This is a genomic window from Nonomuraea sp. NPDC004354, from assembly GCF_053602555.1.
In genome coordinates this window covers 86,301-107,262 of sequence record NZ_JBSGDV010000025.1, presented here as the reverse complement: position 1 = coordinate 107,262, position 20,962 = coordinate 86,301, and the positions used below count along the sequence as shown (strand labels likewise).

Genomic DNA, 20,962 nt, shown 5'->3' with positions numbered 1-20,962 from the left:
CCTGGCCCAGTTGTGGCCGCGGCGCAGGCTCGCCGCCAGGGCGACGGCCCCGGCGAACACCGCCAGCCGGAAGGCCAGCCCGCCGGCGAGGGCGGAACTACTGGACCTGCTGATGACCACTGAGCTGCTGAACAAGGCGCAGAGCGCAGCCGACAAGGAGAAGGTCCGCAAGCACCCGAAACTGGCCAAGGCTTCGGCTCGCCTGGCGGTGGCGGTGGAGGCGCTGTTCGACTCCGACTCCTGGGGTGGAGAGGATGAGGAGCCGCGGGTGTCGGTGGTGTGGGAAGCAATCGAGGCGGTGGTGTCGCGGGCGGAGCTGCGGGCGGCCCTGGTCAAGGCCGACTACGGGCCGCTCGGCACCCTTGCCCGCGGGAGGATCGACCTGCACAAAGTGCGGCGGACGTGGCCGGACATCCTGCGCGTGGGCGCCTCGATCTACACCGGTACCGTCCGCGCCTACGACGTGGTGACGATGCTGCAGCGCGAGGGCCAACCCCACCGCACCGACGAGACCTACCGGCGCGACATCAAGCACATCCGCAACCTGCAGGAGGGCCGGCATGCCCTGGCGCGGAAGATCTGCCACGGCAAGAAGGGCGAGCTCTACCACCGGTACGAACGCGGACTGGAAAATCAACTCGGCGTCCTCGGCATTGTTCTCAACTGCGTCGTTTTATGGACAACGGTCTATCTGGACGCGGCACTACGACAGCTGAAGGCGCAGGATTATCCGGTCGGAGACGAGGACATGGCCCGGCTCTCGCCCTTCGTCAACACCCACCTGGGCGCCCATGGCGCCTACATCTTCGTGCTTCCCGACCTGGCTCCGGGAGCGATCCGCGACCTGCGTGATCCCGACGCGCCCGACGCTGACGACGACGAAATCCGACGAGCCGGCTCGTGGCCGAACGGAACCCCGGGCGCATGGCGCCATCTCCGTCACGAGGCATTACGCTCTCCAGGAATGGGAGGGCGGTTCTGGAGCAGCGTCTATCTGCTGTTCATCTGGTTTCCGGTGCTGCCGTTCCTCGATACTGAGCCACCTGTCAGCCGGGTGGTCTTGGCGGTCGGTGGTCTGCTTGGCTTCGTCGCCTGCTATCTACGGGTGGCGTGGACGGCTCTGGCGAGTCCCAGGAGGAATGCGACGCCGTGGGCGCTTGGGCTGCTGTACGTGCTGTGGATCGCGCTGGTGCCCCCGCTTGGCGATCAGTGGCTGCTCATCTCGACGTACTTCACCGTGGCCGCGCTGGTCGCGTCAGTTCCACGCCGGGCGATGTTCGCGGGGATGGCGGTCATCGTGGCGGCCTACGTCGGCGGGCTGCTCTACCTTGACCTGCCTCTGTCCGGCACGTGGTGGATGCCGCTGCAGCCCGTGCTGTTCGCCGGCCTGATCGACATGTTCCTTCGGTTTCGCGAGGAGAGAACCAGGGCTGAACAGCTGGCCGTCGAGAACGAGCGGCTCCGGTTTTCCCGGGATATGCACGACATCATCGGACACAGCCTGTCGGTGATGACGTTGAAGACCCAGCTCGCCGATCGGCTGATCGAACGAGATCCCGCACGGGCTCGTGAGGAGATCAGGCAGCTGGAGGGGCTGTCCAGGCAGGCGCTGGAGGATGTGCGCGAGGCGGTCAGCGGCTATCGGTCGCTGTCACTGCGCGAGGAGCTCACGCGGGCGCGCGAGGCGCTGACCGCTGCCGGGATCCACGCCGCGGTGGCGGCCGACGACGTGCCGGCGGATGCGGCGTCGCTGCTGGCGTGGGTGGTGCGTGAGGGCACCACCAATGTTGTACGGCACAGCCGCGCCAGCCACTGCGAGATCAAGGTCTTCACCGATGGCGATCACGTCGTGGCCGAGGTGTCCGACGACGGCCTCGGCAGCGGCAAGGCGCCCGGCGATGGCAACGGGCTGCGCGGCCTGTCTGAGCGGCTCGATGCGGTCGGCGGCACCCTGGAGCATTCGGCCACCGATGAGGGCTTCATCCTGCGGGCTAGGCTGCCCGCGTGATCAATGTTCTGCTGGCGGACGACCAGCATCTGGTACGGCAGGCGATGGCCGCCCTGCTCAGCTTCGAAGACGACATCACGGTGGTCGGCGAAGTCGGTACCGGCGAGGAGGTGGCAGGCGCGGTCACTCGACTCCAACCAGACGTGGTCCTGCTCGACATCGAGATGCCCGGCAAAGACGGCCTCACCGTCGCGGCCGAGCTGTCCGGCGTCCGCGTGATCATCCTGACCACGTTCGGTCGTCCCGGCTATCTGAGCAGGGCCGTCAATGCGGGCGTGGCAGGCTACGTCCTCAAGGACGCGCGAGCCGACGAACTCGCCAACGCGATCAGGAAAGTGGCCGGGGGAGGCAGGGTGATCGACCACAAGCTGGCCGCCGCGAGCCGGTCCGCGGGTGCCAATCCACTCACCGACCGGGAGCGGGAGGTGCTGCGGGCCGCGGCCGATGGCGCGACGATCGCCGACATCGCACAGCGGATGTTCCTGTCGGCCGGCACCGTACGCAACTATCTGTCCAGCGCCGGCCAGAAGGTAGGGGCGCGCAATCGGGCCGAAGCCGTACGCGCTGCCGAGGACAAGGGCTGGCTATAGGACGTTTGTCACTACTGGCATCGCCGCGCCGTCGGCACGCTAGCAGACGTGTTCAAACGCATTCTTCCAGCACTTGGCCTGCTCGTTCTCGCGCCGCTGGTCGGCGAATATCTGCTCGGCAACATCTCCATCAACGCCCTACCGATGATCATCGGGCTGATCCCGCTCTACGGCGGCGGCGCGTTGCTGATCCGTGAGGTCGCCCGCCGGTGGCGGCTCGGGTGGCCGGGGATCATCCTGCTCGGGCTCGCCTACGCCGTGATCGAGGAGGGCCTGCTCACCCAATCGCTGTTCAACCCCGACTACGTCGGGTTGCGGCTGCTCGACTACGGGTTCATCCCGGCGCTGGGCATCGGCGCCTACTGGACCGTGTTCGTCCTGGCCATCCATGGGGTGTGGAGCATCGCGGTGCCGATCTCGCTCGTCGAAGCGGGCTCACGCCGCCCGGACACACCCTGGCTCGGCAAGATCGGCCTCACCGTGACCGCCATCCTGTTCCTGTTGGGGGGCGCAGTAATCGCCCTGGCCAGCCCGGTCATCTACCCGGTGTCAGCCGCGCAGGTCACCTGGACGCTCATCACGGCCGTCGCCCTGATCATCGCCGCGTTCCTTACCGTCCGGTTCCGCCGTCCCCTCCTGCCGGCCGCATCGGCCGGCCCGTGGACCGTCTTCGCGATCACAATCGTGGCCGGGCTGGCGTTCATGCTCCCCGCCATGACGGCCAATCTGCAGTCCAGCGTGCCCGCGTGGATCACGGTCGGCTTCTACCTCGCGCTCTACGCCACGATGACGCTGCTCATCCTGCGCTGGTCCCGGCGCATCGGCTGGGGCCCCTGGCACAAGTTCGCCCTGGGCGCCGCCGGCCTGCTCACCTACGCATGGCACGGCTTCCCCCAGCCGCCGAGCTTCCCGGCGCCCGCGCATGTGGACCTCATCGGCAACGCTGTCTTCGCGCTGGCCGCCATCGGGCTGCTCGCCTTTGTGGTGGCACGGCTCCGCCGCACCGCAGCGCCAGTCTGATCTTCAGCCTTGGCGCTCTCGAGATCACTCCAGATTTGTCGTTAAGATCCCACACTAATCCTGAAGATCCCAAATGTTCCACCATGAGGGAATGCTCACAGTCTGTGCAGAGCTGCCGTCGTTGGAGGTTCCGTGCCCATCGGGTATCTGTTCACTGTGGCGGTCACCGCGATCGGCACGCTGTTCGCGTTACGGCCGCTGCCGTTCTTTTCACATCCCCTCGGCCGCGTGAGCTACTTCTTCGGGCTGGCCGCCAACGAGCTGCCGTTTGCGGCCTTCTTCTGGATACTGCTGGTCCCGACGGCGCTGGCGATCGCCGATGATGACATCGCCTCGGCGGGCGGCTGGGCGGTCGTCGCTTTGGCTGCCGTGACCGCGATCGGGCTCGCGGTTATCGCCTCCCGCGCGTTGGGCGAGCGGGCCAGGATCGAGCGCGCGATGGACGCGGGGCTGGGCGCGGGGTGGCGCACCGCCATCGACGCCGACCTGTCCACGAGACTGCGGCGCCGTGCCCCGTGGGCCCGGATCCTGTTCCTGCCCATCGTCAAGCGCCGCCTGGACGTGCGGCGGGTGGCCAACCTCTCCTACGGCGACGCGGGCCGCCGTAACCTGCTGGATCTCTACCAGCACCGCTCGCGCCCGCAAGGCGCGCCCGTGATGATCCACCTGCACGGCGGCTTCTACACCGGCGGCCACAAGAACAGCCAGTCACTCCCCCTGCTCTACCACCTCGCCAGCCGAGGTTGGGTGTGCATCAGCGCCAATTACCGGCTCCGGCCCGAGTTTCAGCACCCGGACCACCTGATCGACCTCAAGAAGATCATCGCCTGGGTGCGCGAGCACGCCCACGGATACGGCGCCGACCCCTCGACCCTGTTCGTCGCGGGCAGTTCGGCGGGCGGACACATTGCGGCGCTGGCAGCGCTCACCCCCAACGACCCCGCCTTCCAGCCGGGCTTCGAGCACGCCGACACCTGCGTGAGCGGCGCCATCTATCTGAACGGCTGGTACGGCGGCTACTTCGACCAGGACGCGGAAGCCGGGCCGCTGGCCCACGTCGCACCGGACGCACCGCCGTTCCTCGTGGCCCACGGTGACATGGATCCGGTGGTGCCCGTGGCAGAAGCCCGCCACTTCGCCGACCAGCTACGCCAGACCTCGACCTCCCCCGTCGTCTACGCCGAACTTCGCGGCGGCAACCACGCCTTCGACCTGTACCACTCGGTCCGCTTCGAGGCGGTCGTCGACGCGCTCGAAGGCTTCACTGCCTGGGTGAGATCACGGGAAAGAAGAGCCATAGCCGACTAGTACTACAGTCATGTTTTGTGATCTATAGCTGGATCTTGTTGTGCCGGAGCCAGCGTTTCCAGTAGTGGCTGCTGCGAGCGCCGGCTTGGTGGGCGCGGCGGTGGTGTGACCACGCCAGGGCGCGTTGAAGAATCTGGCTGATTGGATCGGTGACGGCGCTGGTCAGATGTGCCAGGAGACGGCGGATCTCGGCTGGGCTGAGGGGGACCAGGCCGCTCGGGCTTTTGGGGCGTTGGCGGCGGTGACAGCGAGGTAGGCGTGGGCGAGCATGGCCAGCGTGATGTGACGGTGCCAGCCGTCGAACCGGCGGACCTGGTACTGATCGAGGCCGGTCTCGTTCTTGGCGCTCTGGAAGCACTCTTCGATGGCCCAGCGCGCTCCGGCGATGCCGATCAGGTCCTCGATCGTGGTGCCGGCCGGGCCATGGCACAGGTAGTAGGCCAGTTCGACCTCACCCTTGGGATTGGGCGTCAGGCCGCGCCGGACCAGGAGCCAGCGCTGGTAGCCGGGTTCGGTCTCGAAAGGGACGGTGGCCGGCGCCCAGTCGTACACGCGTGGACCTTTGGCGCCATCGCCGCACGAGCGGCGTTGCCATGCCTCGGGCGGGGCTTGGGCGGCCAGGGTGTCAGCGCGGACATCCCCGCCCGCTCCGAAACCGACGGTCTGGTTCTTGGGCACGGCCACCACATAATGCAGCCGGCGCTCTTCACAAAAGCGCCGGAACTTGTCGTCCATGCCGTAGGCCTCATCAGCGGTGACCCAGGAGACGGGCATTCCCGCCTCCACCGCGCGCGCCAGCATCTGCCGGGCCAGCACCGGCTTGGTGGCGAACGACACATCCTCACCGATGCCCGCCTGAGCGCATCGGACCCGGTCCTCGGTCCAGGACTTCGGCAGATACAGCTCGGCATCGATCAATGCCCGGCCCAGCGGGGAGGCGTAGGCCACAAACACCCCGACCTGGCAGTTTTCGATACGGCCGGCGGTGCCGGAGTACTGGCGTTGCACCCCGGCCGACTTGTCGCCCTTCGTGAGGAACCCGGTGTCGTCCACGATCAGCACACCATCGCGGTGGCCGAGGTGCTCCACCACATACGTGCGCAGATCGGCGCGCACCTGGCGGGCGTCCCAGCGGGCGTTGTTCAACAGCCGCTGCATCCGATCCGGCGCCGCATCCCCGGCCGCCTCCGCGAGCTGCCAGTCGTTCTTACGCTCGACCGGAGCCAGCAGCCCCGTCACATACGCCCGCGCCTGCTTTCGGGGCTCCACGCGCCCGAACCGGCCTGCTATCCGCCCGAACAGCGCGTCCGGCCCGGACGACCACGCGCGGAGGTCGTCAGCGGTTAACTCGTCCGACATGCCGCCGGACTATAGATCACAAAGCCTGGCTGTAGTTGCGGAGATCACAAAGCACACGGCACTGCTGAACGCCGTGCTGGGCCGCAGGCCGTCCGGGCGGGTCAAGCTGGTGGTGCCGGAAAGCCTGCTGCCGCCGCCGAAGGACCCCTGGCCGCTGGGCCACCGGATCGAAGTCACGCAAACCGGCCCCGAACGGGCCGTCATCGCCGCCGCCGAGGCCTATGTCGGGGACGATCCCGGCTGGGCCTACCTGCTGCACGAGGAGCTGTGGCATCGCGCCATCAACAACGGGCTGCTGCCCACCGACGGGGCTCGCCCGCGTCGTCGCCCAGCACTACCGGATCACCCTGGTGGAACGCCGCCACGCCGCAGACGCTGCCAAGAGAATGCGCGCCAAGGCTCTGCGGGCGCTGTCGATCATCAGCACGGTGCTCAGCCTGGCGCTGCTGCTCGCCCCAGGGCTGAACGGCGTCGCGCTCACCTCGTTCGCGGCCGGGATGCGCGGGGCCGCCGCACTGGCCGACCTGGCCGCGCTCACCCTCCAGATCGCCGAGATCACCGACCACATGGCAATCGCCAGCCGACGGCTGACCTCGAACATCCTCGATGTCGGCGCGGACGTCCATCGGCTCGCCGAATTCGGCTCACTCCTGCGCGCCGACCTGCCCGAGACCCTGGTGATCGAGATCGTCCAGGCCATGGCCCTCGGCAAGATCGGCCCCCGGCTGCCCGCGGTCGAGGTGTCGCTGCTCACCCACAGCTTCTGCAACGACCTGCGCGCCCTGCTGTCCGCCGACGAAGAAGCGCCGACCTGATGGGCCCGCCGAAGCCCGAAGGCGGCACCGTTCTCACTGCGCTCGACATCATCGACGCCCGCCAATTCAAGGTGGCGACACTGCTGCGGGACACCAGGTTGTCGGTTCCTCTCCACCATTCCGTGCCCGGAACGGCGAACTTCAGCCGGTGGTTGAGGCGGATGCTGGTGCTGGGCAGACTGGGCGGCCCGCTGACGGGCAACCGCGGCTTCGTCGGCATGCTCGCCGAGCTGGCCCACATCCAGCAGACGACGCCGTTCCAGCCTGGCTTCCTCGGCTGCGACAGCCTGTCCAAGGTGGTCGAACTCTTCTACCAGTGGGGACGGCATCCGAGCGTCGACTACCTCAAGTACAGTCCCGACAAGCTGGCGGCCTCCGCGGGACTAGAGCAGATGTTCAACGGCCTGCTCGTCCAGCGGGTCATCACACACCATCCCGACGTGAGCGGCCGAATCGGCGCGTACACCGCCTTGAGCACCGGCGCCTTCAACGAGAGCGCGATGACCGGATCCATCTCTGGCCCGGTGTTTCTCGCCGATCGGCGGCCTGGGTCCGCGCGCACTCCCGCCGCGGCGGATCTGTGCCCTGACACCGGACGCGCCCGGCTGCCGTACGAGCGGGCCGAGTATCCCTCTTCAAGCAGGCCACCAAGCGCTACGACCCGGCAGGCGGAGGGTTCACGGGTGTGAGTAGTTGAGGTACAGGAAATCCCGGTGAGATTGATCTTGCTGCGGTTCCCCACTCCTGATGAGGCTCGGGTGTGCTGCATACGGCAGCGGTCTCATCCTCTTCGGGTTCGGACCAGGGGCCGAAGGGGCCGTGTTCCCCGGGGCCGGTGGCGCCGAGGAGGCCAGGGTCCTTCGAGCGGCATGGGGATCACTGTGCGTTTCCGTTCCGGGCCTGTGAGAGCAACTGGGCCACGACGTCATCGGTGCCGTGCTGAGCATGGCGGGCCAGGTCGTCCAGCACGGTGTCGCCGTCGAGGACTTGTGCGGTGAGCCCGTTCCATCAGCTCCGGGTCGGTGCCGCTTCCGCGGCCGGTGATGCGGGCGCGGACCGGGCGGCGGGGGCCGATGACCTGGGCGTCGTCGGACGTGGCGGCTTCCTCGGCTTCGGCGAGCGCCCGGTACAGAGAGGCGACCGACGGGTGGCCCGCGTTCTTGCCCGCCTTGGTCGTCAGCTTCTTCGCGATGTCGGGGACAGCGACGCCCTTGTTCTTCAGCGCGACGGCGAAGGTGAGCATGTCGTCGTCGATGACCTTGGGGCGTCCGCCGTGGTTACCCTTGGCAGCGGCGGTCTGCCGGCCCTCCAGGGTCTGTTCTCGGATGTAGTTGCGGTCGAGCTGGGCGGCGACGGCGAGCACGGCGAAGAACATCGCTCCCATGCCGTTGGGGTCGGTCGTAGATGCCGGTGAGCGGGCCGGTGAGGAGTTCGAGCTGGACGCCAGCGTCCTGAAGCCGGCCGGAGAGGGTCATCGGCTCGGCGGCGTTGCGGGCGAGGCGCTTGAGTTCGTGGACGGTGAGGATGACCTCCATGGTCGGGGGCGGCCTCCTTGATGTCGTACGCGAGCTGCAGCGCCTTCTCCAGCTCCGGCCGCGTCTTGATCCGGGTGGAGATCTTCTCGGAGAAGATCCGCTTGCAGACCGGTTCGAGTGCGGCGAGTTGGGAGGCGAGTTCCTGCTGGACGGTCGAACAGCGGGCGTACCCGATCCGGATCGGCTTGGCCGTCGCGGCGGCCGGTGGGGCTTCGACGGGCGGGCCCGCCTTCCACGGCCGCCCCGGGCCGCGGTCCTCGGGGACGGTCACCTCCAGTTCCTCGCGGAGCGCGGGGACGAGGATGACGCGGGCGGTGTGGTACTTTGTTACGCACTTCCGCTCCGAGTGCGGCAGGCGCTGCCCGCCGGGGCTTCACACTTCGGACAGTCGTTTCGTTCTACCGCGTTTGCTGCTTGATCGGGCGTCAGGTCCACCCGCGCAGTCTGTCAGAACCGTCTCGCACAACATGCTGGTTTTGCGAGGAGTTCTGCGAACGGCGACCTGCGGATTCGTGAGCGGCTCCGGGGTGTTCGCAGAACTCTCGCAGCTGGTCATTTGTGAGAATCACGCAGCACCCGGCCGTGGCCGCTGCGCTTGGGTACGCGGGCCGAACTGTTCCGTATACAGAAGCCCCGGCCGCGCCTGGCGGTTCAGCCCGTGAGGGCGTTGAGCCAGCCGGTCAGCAGACGGTTGATCTCCTCGGGGCGTTCCTGCTGGATCCAGTGGCCGCAGCCCTCTACGAGGTGGGAGGCGGTCAGGCCGGGAAGGGTGGTGGGGAAGGCCTCGATAGCGTCGGACATCCAGGTGGTGGAGGCGTCCAGGGCGCCGCCGATGAACAGGGACGGCTGCTTGATCGGGGCGCCGCGGTGGGGGGCGAGGTCTTCCCAGTCGCGGTCCACGTTGCGGTAGCGGTTGAGGGCGCCGGTCAGACCCGTGCGCTCGAACTCTCCGGCGTAAACGTCGAGGTCGTCCTCGGTCAGCCAGACCGGGAGGATGCCGGCGGGAAAACGGTCACGCAGCTGGCCGCCGTGGGCGACGAAGTGCGGGTCGGGCTCGCCCTGGGCGGGCATGGTGTCGGCGGACAGGGCGGCGTAGAAGCCCGCGAGCCAGCCCCGCACGTCAGACTCGATCTCCGTCTCGGCGCGGCCGGGCTCCTGGAAGTAGGAGACGTAGAACTCCTGCTCGGGGCCGCCGATCTGGCCGAAGATGTCGGTGGGGCGGGGGCCGCCGGGTGGCGCGTACGGGACGCTCAGCAGGGCGACGGCCCGGAAGACCTCGGGGTGGAGCAGTGCGGAGGTGGCGGCGATGTTAGAGCCCCAGTCGTGGCCGACGACCACCGCGTTCTCCTCGCCGAGGGCGTGCACGAGGGCGACGTTGTCCTCCACCAGGTCCAGCATCCGGTAGGCGTCGGTCGCCGCAGGCTTGGAGGAGCGGCCGTAGCCGCGCACGTCGATCGCCACCGCCCGGTAGCCGGCCGCGGCGAGGGCCGGGAGCTGGCGGCGCCAGGAGTACCAGGACTCGGGGAAGCCGTGCACGAGCAGGACCAGCGGGCCGGTGCCCTGCTCGACCAGGTGCAGGCGCCCGGCCGGGGCCTCGACGGTGCGGTGGCGGAGTGCGGCGGACGGCTCGGGCTGCATGGGGGCTTCTCCTCGGTTCGCGGGTGGATGCAGGTACGCATCGATCATGCGGCGCGGCGACCGTCCGACGCGATTACTCTTGCCACTCTGGCAAACTTGCAGGACAGATGGTGGAGCGGCACGTCCGGAGGGGGGCAGAGCGGGTGACAGGCGACGACGTGGCCGACACGCTGGCGGCGATGGGCCCCCGGCTGCGGGCCGCGCGCGAACACCGCGGCTCCACGCTCACCGGCGTCAGCCGCGCGACCGGCATCTCCCCGAGCACGCTGTCGCGGATTGAGACCAGCCGACGCAAGCCCACCCTGGAAGCGGTGTTGCAGTTGGCGAAGGAGTACGGCGTCTCCCTGGACGAGCTGGCCGGCACCGCCCCCGCCGCCGGGCCCCGCACCTCCGCGCTCCAGCGTTTCGGCGACGACAAGGCGGTGCTGCCGCTGACCCGGTACGTCGGGGGCCTGCACGCCCACAAACACGTCCTGCCCGCCGTCCAGGAGCCGCCCGCGCGGCCCCGGCAGGTCTCCCACGACGGCTGGGAATGGCTGTGCGTCCTGTACGGGCGGCTGTGGCTCGCACTCGGCGACCAGGACCTCGTCCTGAGTGCCGGGGACGTCGCCGAGTTCGACACCCGCAATCCCCACGGGGTCGCGAACGCCGGCACCGGCGGCCCGGTCGAGTACCTGATCATGTTCGGGCCGCAGGGAGAGCGCCTGCGACCGCGCACCCCGCCCGCCCCCGGCCCCAGTGCCCGGTAATGAAGAAATTTCCAACGAAGTAGCCTCTGACCTGCGGTGACTCCGGCCCCTGTGGCTAAGGTCTCGATTCGCTTACGGGTGGATCCCAAGCAACGGCGAACGAGGTCGTTCGCCTGCTTGGCCGGCACCTTGGACAGCGGTGACTCCAAGGCGGGCAGGTCCTGATCATGACGTTCGAGCGATTCGAGAAAGCGCTGCTGATTGCCTACGTCGAGGCCGAGGCGTTCAACGCCACCCTCAAACGCGAGACCCTCCAGGGCGCCAAGCGCTGGCCCTCAGCGCGCGAGGCTCGCCTGGCGGCCTTCAAGTGGATCACCCGCTACAACACCCGAAGGCGCCACTCCACCCTCGATTACCTCAGCCCGATCGACTACGAGCAGCAGACCATCGATAGAGTGCTGCTCGCCGCATGACAGCCGGTGTCCACACTTCGGGGCCAACGCCCCTCCACGAGTACTCACATGCCGCTTGACTGCCTGGATGGACTTTTCGGCAGGCGCGGTCGGTCCGGGCGTCCGGGGAGATTCGGGATCTGTTCGCCTGGCGCGGGTGCCTGCTCTTCCTCGTCGCGTGCGCGCCTTGGGCGCCAGGACCTCGATGAACAGCATGGCCTGAGCCTCCCCTGTGGGCCGCGGTGGGAGGGTGCGGGGCGCGAGCCCCTGGCCGGTCGACCGCGCATCACTCAGTCGGATGACGGCAAGACCCGGAGCCCGCGGCGCTTCATCGTCGGAGGTGTCAAAGCATCACTCCGGACAGGTATTCACCGACTTCAATCAGGGGGCCATGGCCGCGTTCTTGACGTATGGGCTGGTTACCTGGTGGCAGGTGCTGGGAATCACAGTCGCGGTGGCTCGGGGGTGGCCCCATGTCCCCGTTGGTCACACCGCGTGTGACGTCTCCCCAGGTTCGCAGGCTCGATGCCGGATGACACGGACAAGAGAGGACGACAGCGTGGACATGAAGTTCGAGGTTACGGTGCTGCCCGTTTCCGATGCCGATCGGGCGAAGGCCTTCTACGAGGGTCTGGGATGGCGCTTGGACGCCGACATCACGGTGGACGAGGGGTACCGGGTGGTTCAGTTCACCCCGCCCAACTCGCCCGCCTCGATCCAGTTCGGCACGGGGATCACGGAGTTGGCGCCCCGTTCGGTGAAGGACCTGATGCTGATCGTCGAGGACATCGAGGCCGCCCGGGAGGAATTGATGGGCCACGGCGCGGAGGTCAGCGAGGTGTGGCACGGTTCCGGCGTGAACAGCGTGGGGCGGCGCGTGCCCGGCCCGGGTCCGGAGCGCCGGCCCTACGGCAGCTGGATGTCGTTCTCGGATCCTGATGGGAACAGCCGGCTGTTGCAGGAGGTGATGGAGCGGCTCCCGGGCAGGGTGTGGTCGACGGATGTCGCAGGGCCGGCCGAGCTTCTGTACGAGACGGCCGAACACCATGGCGCTTTCGAGGCGGTGGCCCCGAAGCATGACTGGTGGGACTGGTACGCGGCGTACCTGGATGCCCGTGAGCACGGCAGCACCCCCGCGGTGGCTTCCGCGGCCGCTCGACGCTGCATGGCCGAAGTCAAGCATGTCGTCGTCTGACACGTCGTCGCGGCGCGAGCCGGAACTGGCCGGGCAGACCATCGCCGTGATCGGTGGCAGCGCGGGGATCGGGCTGGAGACAGCTCGGCGTGCCCGTGCCGAGGGTGCCGAGGTCATACTCACCGGCCGCGATCCCGACCGGCTCGAACGAGCGGGGCTGGAGGTCGGCGCGCAACGCACCGCAGCTTTCGACGCCGACGACGCGGCCGCCGTACAGCGCTTCTTCCATGACCTGCCGGCGATTGACCATGTGATGGTCACGGCTGGCGGCCCACGCTACGGTCCTGTCCTGGAGATGGACTCAGACGACGTACGGCAGGCGATGAGCGGGCACATCATGCGGGCGCTCGAGATCGCGCGCAACGCCGCAGGCAAGATGCGGCCCGGGGGCACGATCGTGCTCATGGGCGGCACAGGGGGCCGACGGATCGGTCACGGCCTCGGGATCGTCTCGGCGGCCACCGCGGCGCTGCCTCCGTTCACGGCGACCCTCGCGATGGAGCTCGCGCCGGTTCGCGTCAACCTCATCGCCGCAGGTTTCGTCGACACCCCGTTGTCGGCCTCGCTGCTGGGAGATCGGCTCGAGGAACGACGGAACGAGCTGCGCGCCACGCTCCCGATCGGCCGGGTCGTGGGGCCCGCCGACGTCGCCGCGCTCGCCGTACACATCATGGCCAACACGGCGCTCACCGGTGCGACCTATGACATCGACGGCGGCCAGCAGTTCGTCTACTGACAGAGGGTGAAGACCATGGGGAGCTGATATCCGCCGGCCGTCACCGAGTGTTCCGACGCCTACTGGCGGGTCACCTTCGACAATCCGCGCTGCAGCGGATGACCGCGCGCGAAGCGGAGCGGGCGCCGACCGGAACAGCGCCGGTATCGGCCTCCCTGCGACGAAAGTCCGCCAGCGGTTGGCCGCGCAGGCTGGTCAAGAAGTTCGGGCGGCGTACGTCGATCGTCACAGATGCGGTGGTCAGGTGGTTTTGACCTGGCCACCGTCGATGATGAATTCCGCGCCGGTGATGTTGGCGGCGCGGGGCGAGGCAAGGAAGACGGCCAGGTCGGCCACCTCCTGGGGTTCGGTGATCCGCCCGGTGGAGATGGCCATCTCGCGCGGGACCACGTCGTTCAGTACTTCCTCCGCGGTGACCCCGGCGCCGGCTGCGACGTTGTCGGCGAAGGCGCCCGGAGCGGTCCAGAACGGCGTGCGGACCGGCCCGGGGGCGATGGCGTTGGCGCGTACGCCGCGCGGGGCGAACTCCTCCGACAGCGCCTTGGTGAGGTTGGTCAGCGCGGCCTTGGCCGCGGAGTAGTCGATGACTGAGGGGAAGGGCAGCCGGGCGTTGATGGAGCTGATGTTGACGATCGCCCCGCCGCTGTCGGCGAGCAGGTACGGCAAGCCGGCACGGGTGGCTCGGACTGCGCTGAAGAAGGTCAGGTCGAAGACGCGCTGCCACTCGGCGTCGTCGATGTCCAGGAAGCTGGAGCGAGGGCTGGCGGTGCCGAGGTTGTTGACCAGTACATCGATCGTGCCGTGCCGGTCCGCGGCGGCCTGGATCAGCCGGCTCGGGCCGTCGGCGCCGCCGAGATCGACAGGGACGAAGATGACGTCATATTTCTCGCGCAGGGTGGCGAGCTCCGTGGTCTCGGTCCGGCTGCCCGCGACGACGCGAGCGCCCTCCTGGCCGAACGCCTCGGCGACGGCCAAGCCGATGCCCTTGCTGGCGGCGGTGATGACGGCGACCTTGCCCGCGAGGTTCAGCTCCATCGGAATCCCCCGATCTCGTGATTGCGCGAAAGTCCGCGCAAATCACGTACAGGGTTTCAGTGTCACCCTCTGACCAGCGAAGTCGCCAGCCGCGCGGCCGCCCCGATGAGAGCAAGGCCTTGGGCAAGGTGTACCCGGCCCCGGATGCGATGGTCGATCGCATGCGCGCGGCCGTCGCCGCGGGCGCCCAGACCCGTCATGGCGAGCGCGAACTGGAAGCGTTCCTGGACCGATTCCGCTGACCTCTCCCCGACTGCTGAGAAGCTTCGCCGAACGGGGCCGCGCACGCCCGTAGCGTGGCCGACGCCAAGGGGCCCGACATATCAGCAGACCTGTCGCGCCCCGCCGGGAAGATCGACTACGCGCCTGGGCGGTCTTTCTAGTGCTGTGACCACATTGGTTCGCCGAGGTGGTGGTCATGGTGCTGGGATGCGCGGTGATGCCAGGTCCGACCGCTGGAGGCGGGTAAGTCTGGAGGGTGGAGGGGGAGGGAGACAGCCGCGGATCGCTTGGTGCCGTGCTCTTTCTGGCTCAAGCAACGTTCGCGAGCGCCGGTCAGTCTTGCCGGATGCCCGGGTCGGGGGCCAGTGCCCTTGCCGACGCGCCGGCATACGGACAGAAGACGACTTGCCGAGTGCCGGAGTGAGGGTGGAGATGGCGATTGAAACGGCGTCACGCTCGTACCTGCCGGCCGAACAGGCGAGGCCGCCCGCCCACGGTCCGCTCCATCCGTGCCCTCATCCTGCGCCTGGTTCGCGAAAATCCATCGTGGGGCTATCAGCGGGTGCACGGCGAGCTCACCACACTCGGCATCGCGATCGCACCGTCCACGGTCTGGGAGATCCTCAAACAGGAAGGCCTCGACCCGGCACCCGAGCGGGCATCCACCACCTGGGCCGACTTACTGCGCTCGCAGTCCGACGCCCTGCTGGCCTGCGATTTCCCGGCCGGTGCCTGGACGGCGCAGCATGCCCGCCACCGGGTGATGCCACACAGTCACATCAGCGAGCATCGACCCACCCCGTCACGCCACATGCGATGGAAATGCTAACCCTCGATGAACGTGATCGTCTCGTCGAGCGGTGCCCGGCCTGTACGGACGTAATCCACCATGACGTCCTCGAACCCGATCGACATGCCGCAGAAGAGGATGAGCTCGCCCGGGGGTGACAGGATCTCCGCGACGGTCTTGCGATACACCGACCACGCCATTTGCGGGCAACTGTGCAGCCCTTCGGCGCGCAGCAGCAGCATGACGGTCTGCAGATACATGCCGAGGTCAGACCATTGGGGCAGGCCCAGGTCGCGGTCGATGTAGCAGACCAGCGCGGCGGGCGCGCCGAAAGACTGCCAGTTCGCGGAAGCGGCCCTCTGGCGCGCCTCCCAGTCCTCGCTCGCAATGCCGAGTGCGCTGTAGCCCTCATGGCCGAAGGCGGATCGGCGCTCGCGGTACGGGGACTTCAGTACGGGCGGGTACATCTCGTACTCCCGCTCGTCCCAGGGGTCGCCTGCGGCCACGCGCTCGCCAGCGCGCTTCTTGAGCTCGGCCAGCGGCCCGCCGGTCAGCACGTAGGCGCGCCACGACCGGAGGTTCGATCCGGAGGGCGCCCAAGCCGCGGCGGACAGCACGCGCTCCAGCACCTCCCTCGGGACAGGCCTGTCGGTGAACCCGCGGGCCTGCCGCGGTCGCCGACACGTTGTGGATCGTCGCCGCGATGATCGCGCTGACCTTCCTGGCCGGCTTCCTGCTGCCCAGAAAGGCCCGCGAGGCAGAAGCCGCCTCGTGAGCGCGATGTGAAACAGAACTTAGATTGTCTGTCACTCTGGCCCCCGTGGATCGTGTCCGCCCAGGTCGGCCTCCGCCGCCGCGAGGGCGACTCGGCAATATGTGTCACATTGCTGGATGGTGCCCATGTCCGTCGTGGCCTTTCCCGGCCAGCCCAACCCGCCACCAGCGCGACGACCGCAGCCGCGGTCGAGCGCTTCCTCCATTCCATCACCGCGGCCACCACCCGCGCTGGCTACGCCGAGACCCTCACCCGCCTGACCACCGTGACCGGCCCGGAGCACCCCGTCGCCGCCCTGAGGGGCGAGCTTGTCACTACCCGGATGGCGGGTTGGTCATCCACTCGCTGTAGGGCCTCCAGAGCGCGACGCCTGGCGTCGGCACGCTCATCGAGGACGAGCGGCAGGTATCAAGAAAGCTGCCATAAAGTGACGTTTGCCCAGGTGCAAGGGGGTGTCCGTATACATGAGACGCACAAGCGACTTTCACCTGAAAGGAACATCTCATGGGGCGCATTTCCCGTTCACTTCTCGGTCTCGCCGCTGCCATCGCGACAGTCTCGGCAGCTTTCGCCGCACCGGCTGCGGCGCATGCCTCTACCGCGCGCATGCCGTGTAACCCCGCCTTCCAGCCTTCCGGCTTGATCGGCGAAGTCTGGCAGTCCACGGGCGCCGGAAACGGGGAACTAGCATGCCCGGTTGCAAAGGAACGCCAGCATGGACAGGGTGCCATGCAGGAGTTCTGGTGGGGCACCATCGTTCGGTCGCCGAATCTGGGACCTCGCGGTGTGATGACCGTGGTCGACAAGAACAACGGCAAAATCGTCTTCCGCTGGAAGAACGTGAGCGCCCTTCCATGGGATTACTTCGAGGTCGCCTACAACACCAACCCGGGCCTGGGCAACAAAACCCACGTATTCAAGGCTCCAGCAGCAACTCCGTCTAGTGGTTCAGTGACTCTACGGCTGGGGCAGGGCGCGGACTTCGCCGTGACCACCAACGGCCACGCCGGGCGGGAGAGCACGATGAACTTCTCGGTCCGAGGTTGCCAGGTCCCCATCGTTGTTCATCGTTGTACTCCGTGGAGCGACGTCGTCTCCTACACGTGGCAGCACGAGTAGGACGATCAGGGCCGCCGCCAGTGTCTTAGAACGCCTAACGCGATGAGGTAAGGCGGCGCCAGCAGATGAGCGCGCAGGCCAGGCTGAGGAAAGCTTCGTGAATGTCTGCACGGATCTCCCACCGGATGCGCAGGCGGCGGAAGGCGTGCAGCAGAGCGAAGGTCTGCTCCACCACCCAGCGTTGTTTGCCAAGGCCGGAGCCGTGTTCGGTGCCGCGTCGGGCGATCAGTGGCCGGATCTGCAGTTTGCGGACCAGTCGCCGGTACTTGTCGTGGTCGTAGCCGCGGTCGGCGAGGACGGCGTCGGGGCGCTGGCGGTGGCGGCCACGTTTGCCGCGCACCTTGGGGATGGCGTGCAGCAGTGGCAGGAGCTGGGTGACGTCGTTGCGGTTGCCGCCGGTCAGGATCACTGCGAGGGGGATGCCGGTGGCGTCGGTGATCAGGTGGTGCTTGCTGCCGGGACGTCCTCGATCGACCGGGGACGGGCCGGTCTGTGCCCCCCTTTTAGGGCTCTGATGTGGGAAGAGTCCACCACAGGGTGGGAGAGGTCGAGGGCATCGGCGGCCCGTAGTCGGTCCAGCAGCACCTCGTGCAGGCGCTGCCAGACGCCGGCGGCGTTCCACTCGGCCAGGCGCCGCCAGCAGGTCATGCCGGAGCCGTATCCCAGCTCTTGCGGCAGATGTTCCCACGTGATCCCGGTGTGCAGCACGAACAAGATGCCCTGCAACGCCAGCCGATCATCCAGCCGCTTGCGTCCCGGATGTCGGAGCCGGCGCTCACGTTTGGGCAGCAACGGTTCGATGACCTGCCATAACTCGTCACCGACCTCCCACGGCTTCAGCCGGGCCATCCCCGCTCCTCTCGCCATCACTACAGCGAGAGATCAAAGCACAACAGAGATCATTCTGTTAGGCCCTTTAACAGTTCAACGGCGTTCATCTCTGCCTCCGGCGCTGCAGCTCATAGGTAACGGCCTCCATCGCGACTCGTTTGTCATCCAGGGCTGGCATCGCTCTGCTGGCGAAAGGCAGCTCTAACAGTCCAGCTACTCCCCCAGCTCTGCACTTCGGTACGCGGCGTACGCCCTCGTGTCATGCCTTGCGGTGCCCGGTATAGAGAAAGGAGACGCCGCGGACCCGTGGAACCCCGCCCACCTGGCGCGACAGCCGGGCCACACACGCTGACCACAGCGGGAAAATCAACCTCCAGCCGAACCCCTTAGCCAACCAGATCAAGATCGAGAAAGATTGAGGCTAGCTTTCAGATTTGCTTGATCGCACAATGTCGCCCATGGCGCGACCTACCAGCAAACGCAGCACCACACCCAAGCCATCTGCTCGCACGACTGCTGTCACAGCGCAGCGAGCCAGAGCGGCTCGCGAGCAAGTCGTACAGCCGCAGCATGGGCATCCCCGAAAGTCTGCTTCCTGGGGGCTTACCCCAGGTGAGTTCGCGGCACTGCCGCCCGACCGGCGCGCCGAACTACACCAGGCGGCACGCCAAGAGCGGCACCAGGTCGCGCTGACGGTGGCGCAACTTCTCACCACGATGGGTGTGATCGCAGGCCTCATCCTCACCGGGTTGGGCCTATCCCAGACGGCACAATCTATTGAAGAGAGCCGAAAATCCCAAAAGATCGCACAAGATAGTCTCGAGCTGAGCCGGAAGGGTCAGGCAAATGATCGGTTTACGAAAGCGGTTGAGCAGCTCGGGAGTGACCAGAAGGATGTAAAGCTAGGCGGGATTTATGCCCTTGGGAAAACGATCCGGGATTCTCCTGACTACCACCAAGCCGTGTTGGACGTACTTGCTGCTTACCTCAGAGAGCACGACCCGGATACAGACGTTAAGTCCAGCAAGCCGGCCCTCCTGGCGACTGATCTACAAGCGGCTGTCACCGTGCTTGGCCGTAATCCCGCCACGACCGGCTCCACCGGCTCTTATGCGGTCGACTTAACGGGAGTCCGACTGATGCGCGGCAACCTCTCGGGAGTGAACCTGAGCCGTAGCTACATGCGTGATGCCACGCTGAGCGGCTCCAACCTCGCCAAGGCCGCCCTGGGCAGCGCTGAGCTTTATCAAGCCGGTCTCAGCAACACGCTTCTCTCCGATGCCGATCTGCGGAGAGCCAACCTCTATGCGGCCGACCTGTCCAGCGCTCTGATCTATCGCGCCAACATGAGTGATGCCACCTTGGTCAAGGCCAACATGACCGACGCGGAGCTGGCTGGGAGCAATCTGGCTCGCGCCCAGATCTACGGGGCGAACCTGACCAGAGCCAACTTGGAGGGCGCCGACCTGACTGATGCCAACCTGAGCGGAGCAAACCTGACCCATGCAAGCTTTTCGCGTGCAAATCTGAGCAGAGTGAACTTGTTAGGGACAACTCTGAATCGCGCAGGGTTACATGGAGCCAACCTAACGGGCGTTTTTCTGGTGGATCAAAACCTAGCGGGCATGGACATGGTCGGCGTTAACCTAACCGGCGCCAACCTGGCTGGCGCCAACTTGTCCGGCGCCAATCTGAACGGCGCTCGACTCGACCGCGCAAACCTGAATGGTGCCAACCTCGCCGGTGCCGTTGGACTTCCTCCAGCGGAGCAACTGAAGAAGGTCACGATGTGGAATGCCGACACCAACTGGCCGTGATCAACCGAGCTGACAGACGTTGACGCGCTATCCGTAGATCAGGTGGCATGCACAGCTACGGATACGGCACCTGGGATAGGGCCGCTACCAGCTCCTGATCCGAAAATCGGACATTCACCGGACATGCGGCAGCGAACCTCACGTCGCGGCATGCAGCAGATTCGCGGACCTGGCCGCGATGCTCCCCCTGCCCGCGACCGCCCCGCAGATCGGCTGGAACACCTCGGCCCGGCTGCCCCGCGACCACTACGTCCGCCTCGATGCCAACGACTACTCCGTCCACCCGGCCGCGATCGGCCGTCTGGTCGAAGTCCGCGCCGATCTCGATCACGTCACCGCGACCTGTGGCGGCAAGAACGTCGCCCAGCACGAACGATGCCGGGCAGCCCACCAGACCCTCACCGACCCGGCTCACCAGCAGGCCGCCCGCAACTTCCGGCGTCAACGCCTGGCCCCGGTTCCCGCGGTGATGACCGAGGTCGAACAGCGTCGTCTCACCGACTACGACCACATGTTCGGCCTCGCTGGTGAGCAGGCGAATGAGGAGGCGGCGATCTGATGGCAGCCAAGAACTCTGCCAGGAACGTCGCCTCGGAACTCGCCTACCTGACCCGGGCGCTCAAAGCACCCTCGCTGGCAGCTCCATCGAGCGGCTTGCCGAGCGGGCCCGCGCCGAGGACTGGTCGCACGAGGAGTTCCTCGCCGCCTGCTTGCAACGCGAGGTCGCCGCCGGCGAAGCGCACGGCGGCGAGGGCCGCATCCGGCTGGCCCGTTTCCCCGCCCGCAAGTCTCTGGAGGAGTTCGACTACGACCACCAACGATCCTTGAAACGCGACACCATCACCCACCTCGGCACTCTCGACTTCGTCACGGCCAGGGAGAACGTCGTCTTCCTCGGCCCGCCCGGCACCGGCAAGACCCATCTGTCCATCGGGCTGGGAATCCGTGCTTGCCAGGCCGGCCATCGTGTCCTGTTCGCCACCGCGGCCGAATGGGTGGGCCGGCTGGCCGACGCCCATCACACCGGC

Annotated in this window: 19 protein-coding genes and 5 pseudogenes; 16 read left to right on the top strand and 8 right to left on the bottom strand. The window is 67.4% G+C overall.

Annotated features, from left to right (window positions below):
- Nucleotides 1-112 precede the first annotated feature (112 nt).
- The 4 genes from ACWENQ_RS41275 to ACWENQ_RS41260 all read left to right on the top strand — a co-directional run bounded on the left by ACWENQ_RS41275 (nt 113) and on the right by ACWENQ_RS41260 (nt 4,926).
- Nucleotides 113-2,008 (top strand): Tn3 family transposase, encoded by a 1,896-nt coding sequence (locus ACWENQ_RS41275; protein ID WP_452419181.1) that lies wholly within the window; start codon nt 113-115, stop codon nt 2,006-2,008.
- Entirely contained in the window at nt 2,005-2,598 is a 594-nt protein-coding gene (locus ACWENQ_RS41270) for a response regulator transcription factor (protein ID WP_452419180.1), read from the top strand. The genes ACWENQ_RS41275 and ACWENQ_RS41270 overlap by 4 nt, the downstream gene beginning before the upstream one ends.
- Before the next feature lie 48 nt (nt 2,599-2,646).
- Complete coding sequence (locus ACWENQ_RS41265; RefSeq protein ID WP_452419178.1) at nt 2,647-3,618, top strand: hypothetical protein; 972 nt, start codon at nt 2,647-2,649, stop codon at nt 3,616-3,618.
- Between the two features lie 132 nt (nt 3,619-3,750).
- Nucleotides 3,751-4,926, top strand: coding sequence for an alpha/beta hydrolase (locus tag ACWENQ_RS41260; RefSeq protein WP_449931690.1), 1,176 nt, complete (start codon nt 3,751-3,753; stop codon nt 4,924-4,926).
- A gap of 162 nt (nt 4,927-5,088) precedes the next feature.
- Here the strand turns inward: ACWENQ_RS41260 and ACWENQ_RS41255 are convergent, their stop codons facing one another.
- On the bottom strand, nt 5,089-6,285 hold the full coding sequence (locus tag ACWENQ_RS41255; RefSeq protein ID WP_452419176.1) for an IS701 family transposase: 1,197 nt from the start codon (nt 6,283-6,285) through the stop codon (nt 5,089-5,091).
- Between the two features lie 386 nt (nt 6,286-6,671).
- Between ACWENQ_RS41255 and ACWENQ_RS41250 the strand changes: the two genes are divergently transcribed.
- Nucleotides 6,672-7,100 (top strand): hypothetical protein, encoded by a 429-nt coding sequence (locus ACWENQ_RS41250; protein ID WP_452419175.1) that lies wholly within the window; start codon nt 6,672-6,674, stop codon nt 7,098-7,100.
- On the top strand, nt 7,100-7,789 hold the full coding sequence (locus ACWENQ_RS41245) for a hypothetical protein (RefSeq protein ID WP_452419173.1): 690 nt from the start codon (nt 7,100-7,102) through the stop codon (nt 7,787-7,789). Before ACWENQ_RS41250 ends, ACWENQ_RS41245 begins: the two co-directional genes overlap by 1 nt.
- Nucleotides 7,790-8,025: 236 nt before the next feature.
- Here the strand turns inward: ACWENQ_RS41245 and ACWENQ_RS41240 are convergent, their stop codons facing one another.
- The 4 genes and pseudogenes from ACWENQ_RS41240 to ACWENQ_RS41225 form a co-directional block, all read right to left on the bottom strand.
- Nucleotides 8,026-8,484, bottom strand: coding sequence for a hypothetical protein (locus tag ACWENQ_RS41240; protein ID WP_452419189.1), 459 nt, complete (start codon nt 8,482-8,484; stop codon nt 8,026-8,028).
- A 236-nt stretch (nt 8,485-8,720) separates the two neighbouring features.
- Nucleotides 8,721-8,906, bottom strand: a pseudogene (locus ACWENQ_RS41235) (recombinase family protein); the annotation flags it as partial.
- 56 nt (nt 8,907-8,962) lie between these two features.
- The gene (locus tag ACWENQ_RS41230) at nt 8,963-9,070 is read right to left on the bottom strand and encodes a zinc finger domain-containing protein (protein ID WP_452419172.1); all 108 of its coding nucleotides are present in this window, start codon (nt 9,068-9,070) and stop codon (nt 8,963-8,965) included.
- Nucleotides 9,071-9,286: 216 nt separating this feature from the next.
- Nucleotides 9,287-10,273: an alpha/beta fold hydrolase gene (locus tag ACWENQ_RS41225; RefSeq protein WP_449931682.1), complete on the bottom strand. Its 987-nt coding sequence runs from the start codon at nt 10,271-10,273 to the stop codon at nt 9,287-9,289.
- 143 nt (nt 10,274-10,416) lie between these two features.
- On the opposite strand from ACWENQ_RS41225, the gene ACWENQ_RS41220 reads away from it, so the two are divergent.
- From ACWENQ_RS41220 to ACWENQ_RS41205, 4 genes and pseudogenes are all read left to right on the top strand, one after another.
- Nucleotides 10,417-11,022: a helix-turn-helix domain-containing protein gene (locus ACWENQ_RS41220; protein ID WP_452419171.1), complete on the top strand. Its 606-nt coding sequence runs from the start codon at nt 10,417-10,419 to the stop codon at nt 11,020-11,022.
- Between the two features lie 215 nt (nt 11,023-11,237).
- Nucleotides 11,238-11,435 (top strand): annotated as a pseudogene (locus ACWENQ_RS41215) (integrase core domain-containing protein); the annotation flags it as partial.
- Nucleotides 11,436-11,979: 544 nt separating this feature from the next.
- Complete coding sequence (locus ACWENQ_RS41210) at nt 11,980-12,609, top strand: VOC family protein (protein ID WP_452419186.1); 630 nt, start codon at nt 11,980-11,982, stop codon at nt 12,607-12,609.
- Nucleotides 12,596-13,345 carry an SDR family oxidoreductase gene (locus ACWENQ_RS41205; protein ID WP_452419169.1) on the top strand — a complete coding sequence of 250 codons (750 nt, stop codon included), beginning with the start codon at nt 12,596-12,598 and terminating at the stop codon, nt 13,343-13,345. Before ACWENQ_RS41210 ends, ACWENQ_RS41205 begins: the two co-directional genes overlap by 14 nt.
- A gap of 240 nt (nt 13,346-13,585) precedes the next feature.
- On the opposite strand, the gene ACWENQ_RS41200 is transcribed toward ACWENQ_RS41205, so the two are convergent.
- Entirely contained in the window at nt 13,586-14,380 is a 795-nt protein-coding gene (locus ACWENQ_RS41200) for an oxidoreductase (RefSeq protein WP_449931673.1), read from the bottom strand.
- A 119-nt stretch (nt 14,381-14,499) separates the two neighbouring features.
- Between ACWENQ_RS41200 and ACWENQ_RS41195 the strand changes: the two genes are divergently transcribed.
- Together ACWENQ_RS41195 and ACWENQ_RS41190 are read left to right on the top strand one after the other, a co-directional pair.
- Nucleotides 14,500-14,622: a hypothetical protein gene (locus ACWENQ_RS41195; RefSeq protein WP_452419167.1), complete on the top strand. Its 123-nt coding sequence runs from the start codon at nt 14,500-14,502 to the stop codon at nt 14,620-14,622.
- Nucleotides 14,623-15,164: 542 nt separating this feature from the next.
- Nucleotides 15,165-15,431: a hypothetical protein gene (locus ACWENQ_RS41190; RefSeq protein ID WP_452419166.1), complete on the top strand. Its 267-nt coding sequence runs from the start codon at nt 15,165-15,167 to the stop codon at nt 15,429-15,431.
- On the opposite strand, the pseudogene ACWENQ_RS41185 reads toward ACWENQ_RS41190, so the two are convergent.
- Nucleotides 15,428-16,045: pseudogene (locus tag ACWENQ_RS41185) on the bottom strand (nitroreductase); the annotation flags it as partial. The gene ACWENQ_RS41190 and the pseudogene ACWENQ_RS41185 overlap by 4 nt on opposite strands.
- Before the next feature lie 626 nt (nt 16,046-16,671).
- Here ACWENQ_RS41185 and ACWENQ_RS41180 point away from each other — a divergent pair.
- The gene (locus ACWENQ_RS41180) at nt 16,672-17,286 is read left to right on the top strand and encodes a hypothetical protein (protein WP_449931667.1); all 615 of its coding nucleotides are present in this window, start codon (nt 16,672-16,674) and stop codon (nt 17,284-17,286) included.
- A 34-nt stretch (nt 17,287-17,320) separates the two neighbouring features.
- Here ACWENQ_RS41180 and ACWENQ_RS41175 read toward each other — a convergent pair.
- A protein-coding gene (locus tag ACWENQ_RS41175) for an IS5 family transposase (protein WP_452419165.1) occupies nt 17,321-18,135 on the bottom strand; the annotation gives its coding sequence in 2 pieces (ribosomal slippage) (nt 17,321-17,799 and nt 17,799-18,135; 816 coding nt in all).
- 440 nt (nt 18,136-18,575) lie between these two features.
- Here ACWENQ_RS41175 and ACWENQ_RS41170 point away from each other — a divergent pair.
- The 3 genes and pseudogenes from ACWENQ_RS41170 to ACWENQ_RS41160 all read left to right on the top strand — a co-directional run.
- Nucleotides 18,576-19,934: a pentapeptide repeat-containing protein gene (locus tag ACWENQ_RS41170; protein ID WP_452419164.1), complete on the top strand. Its 1,359-nt coding sequence runs from the start codon at nt 18,576-18,578 to the stop codon at nt 19,932-19,934.
- A 163-nt stretch (nt 19,935-20,097) separates the two neighbouring features.
- A pseudogene (locus tag ACWENQ_RS41165) lies at nt 20,098-20,493 on the top strand (Mu transposase domain-containing protein); the annotation flags it as partial.
- Nucleotides 20,474-20,950 (top strand): annotated as a pseudogene (locus ACWENQ_RS41160) (ATP-binding protein); the annotation flags it as partial. The pseudogenes ACWENQ_RS41165 and ACWENQ_RS41160, both read left to right, overlap by 20 nt.
- Between the last annotated feature and the right edge of the window lie 12 nt (nt 20,951-20,962).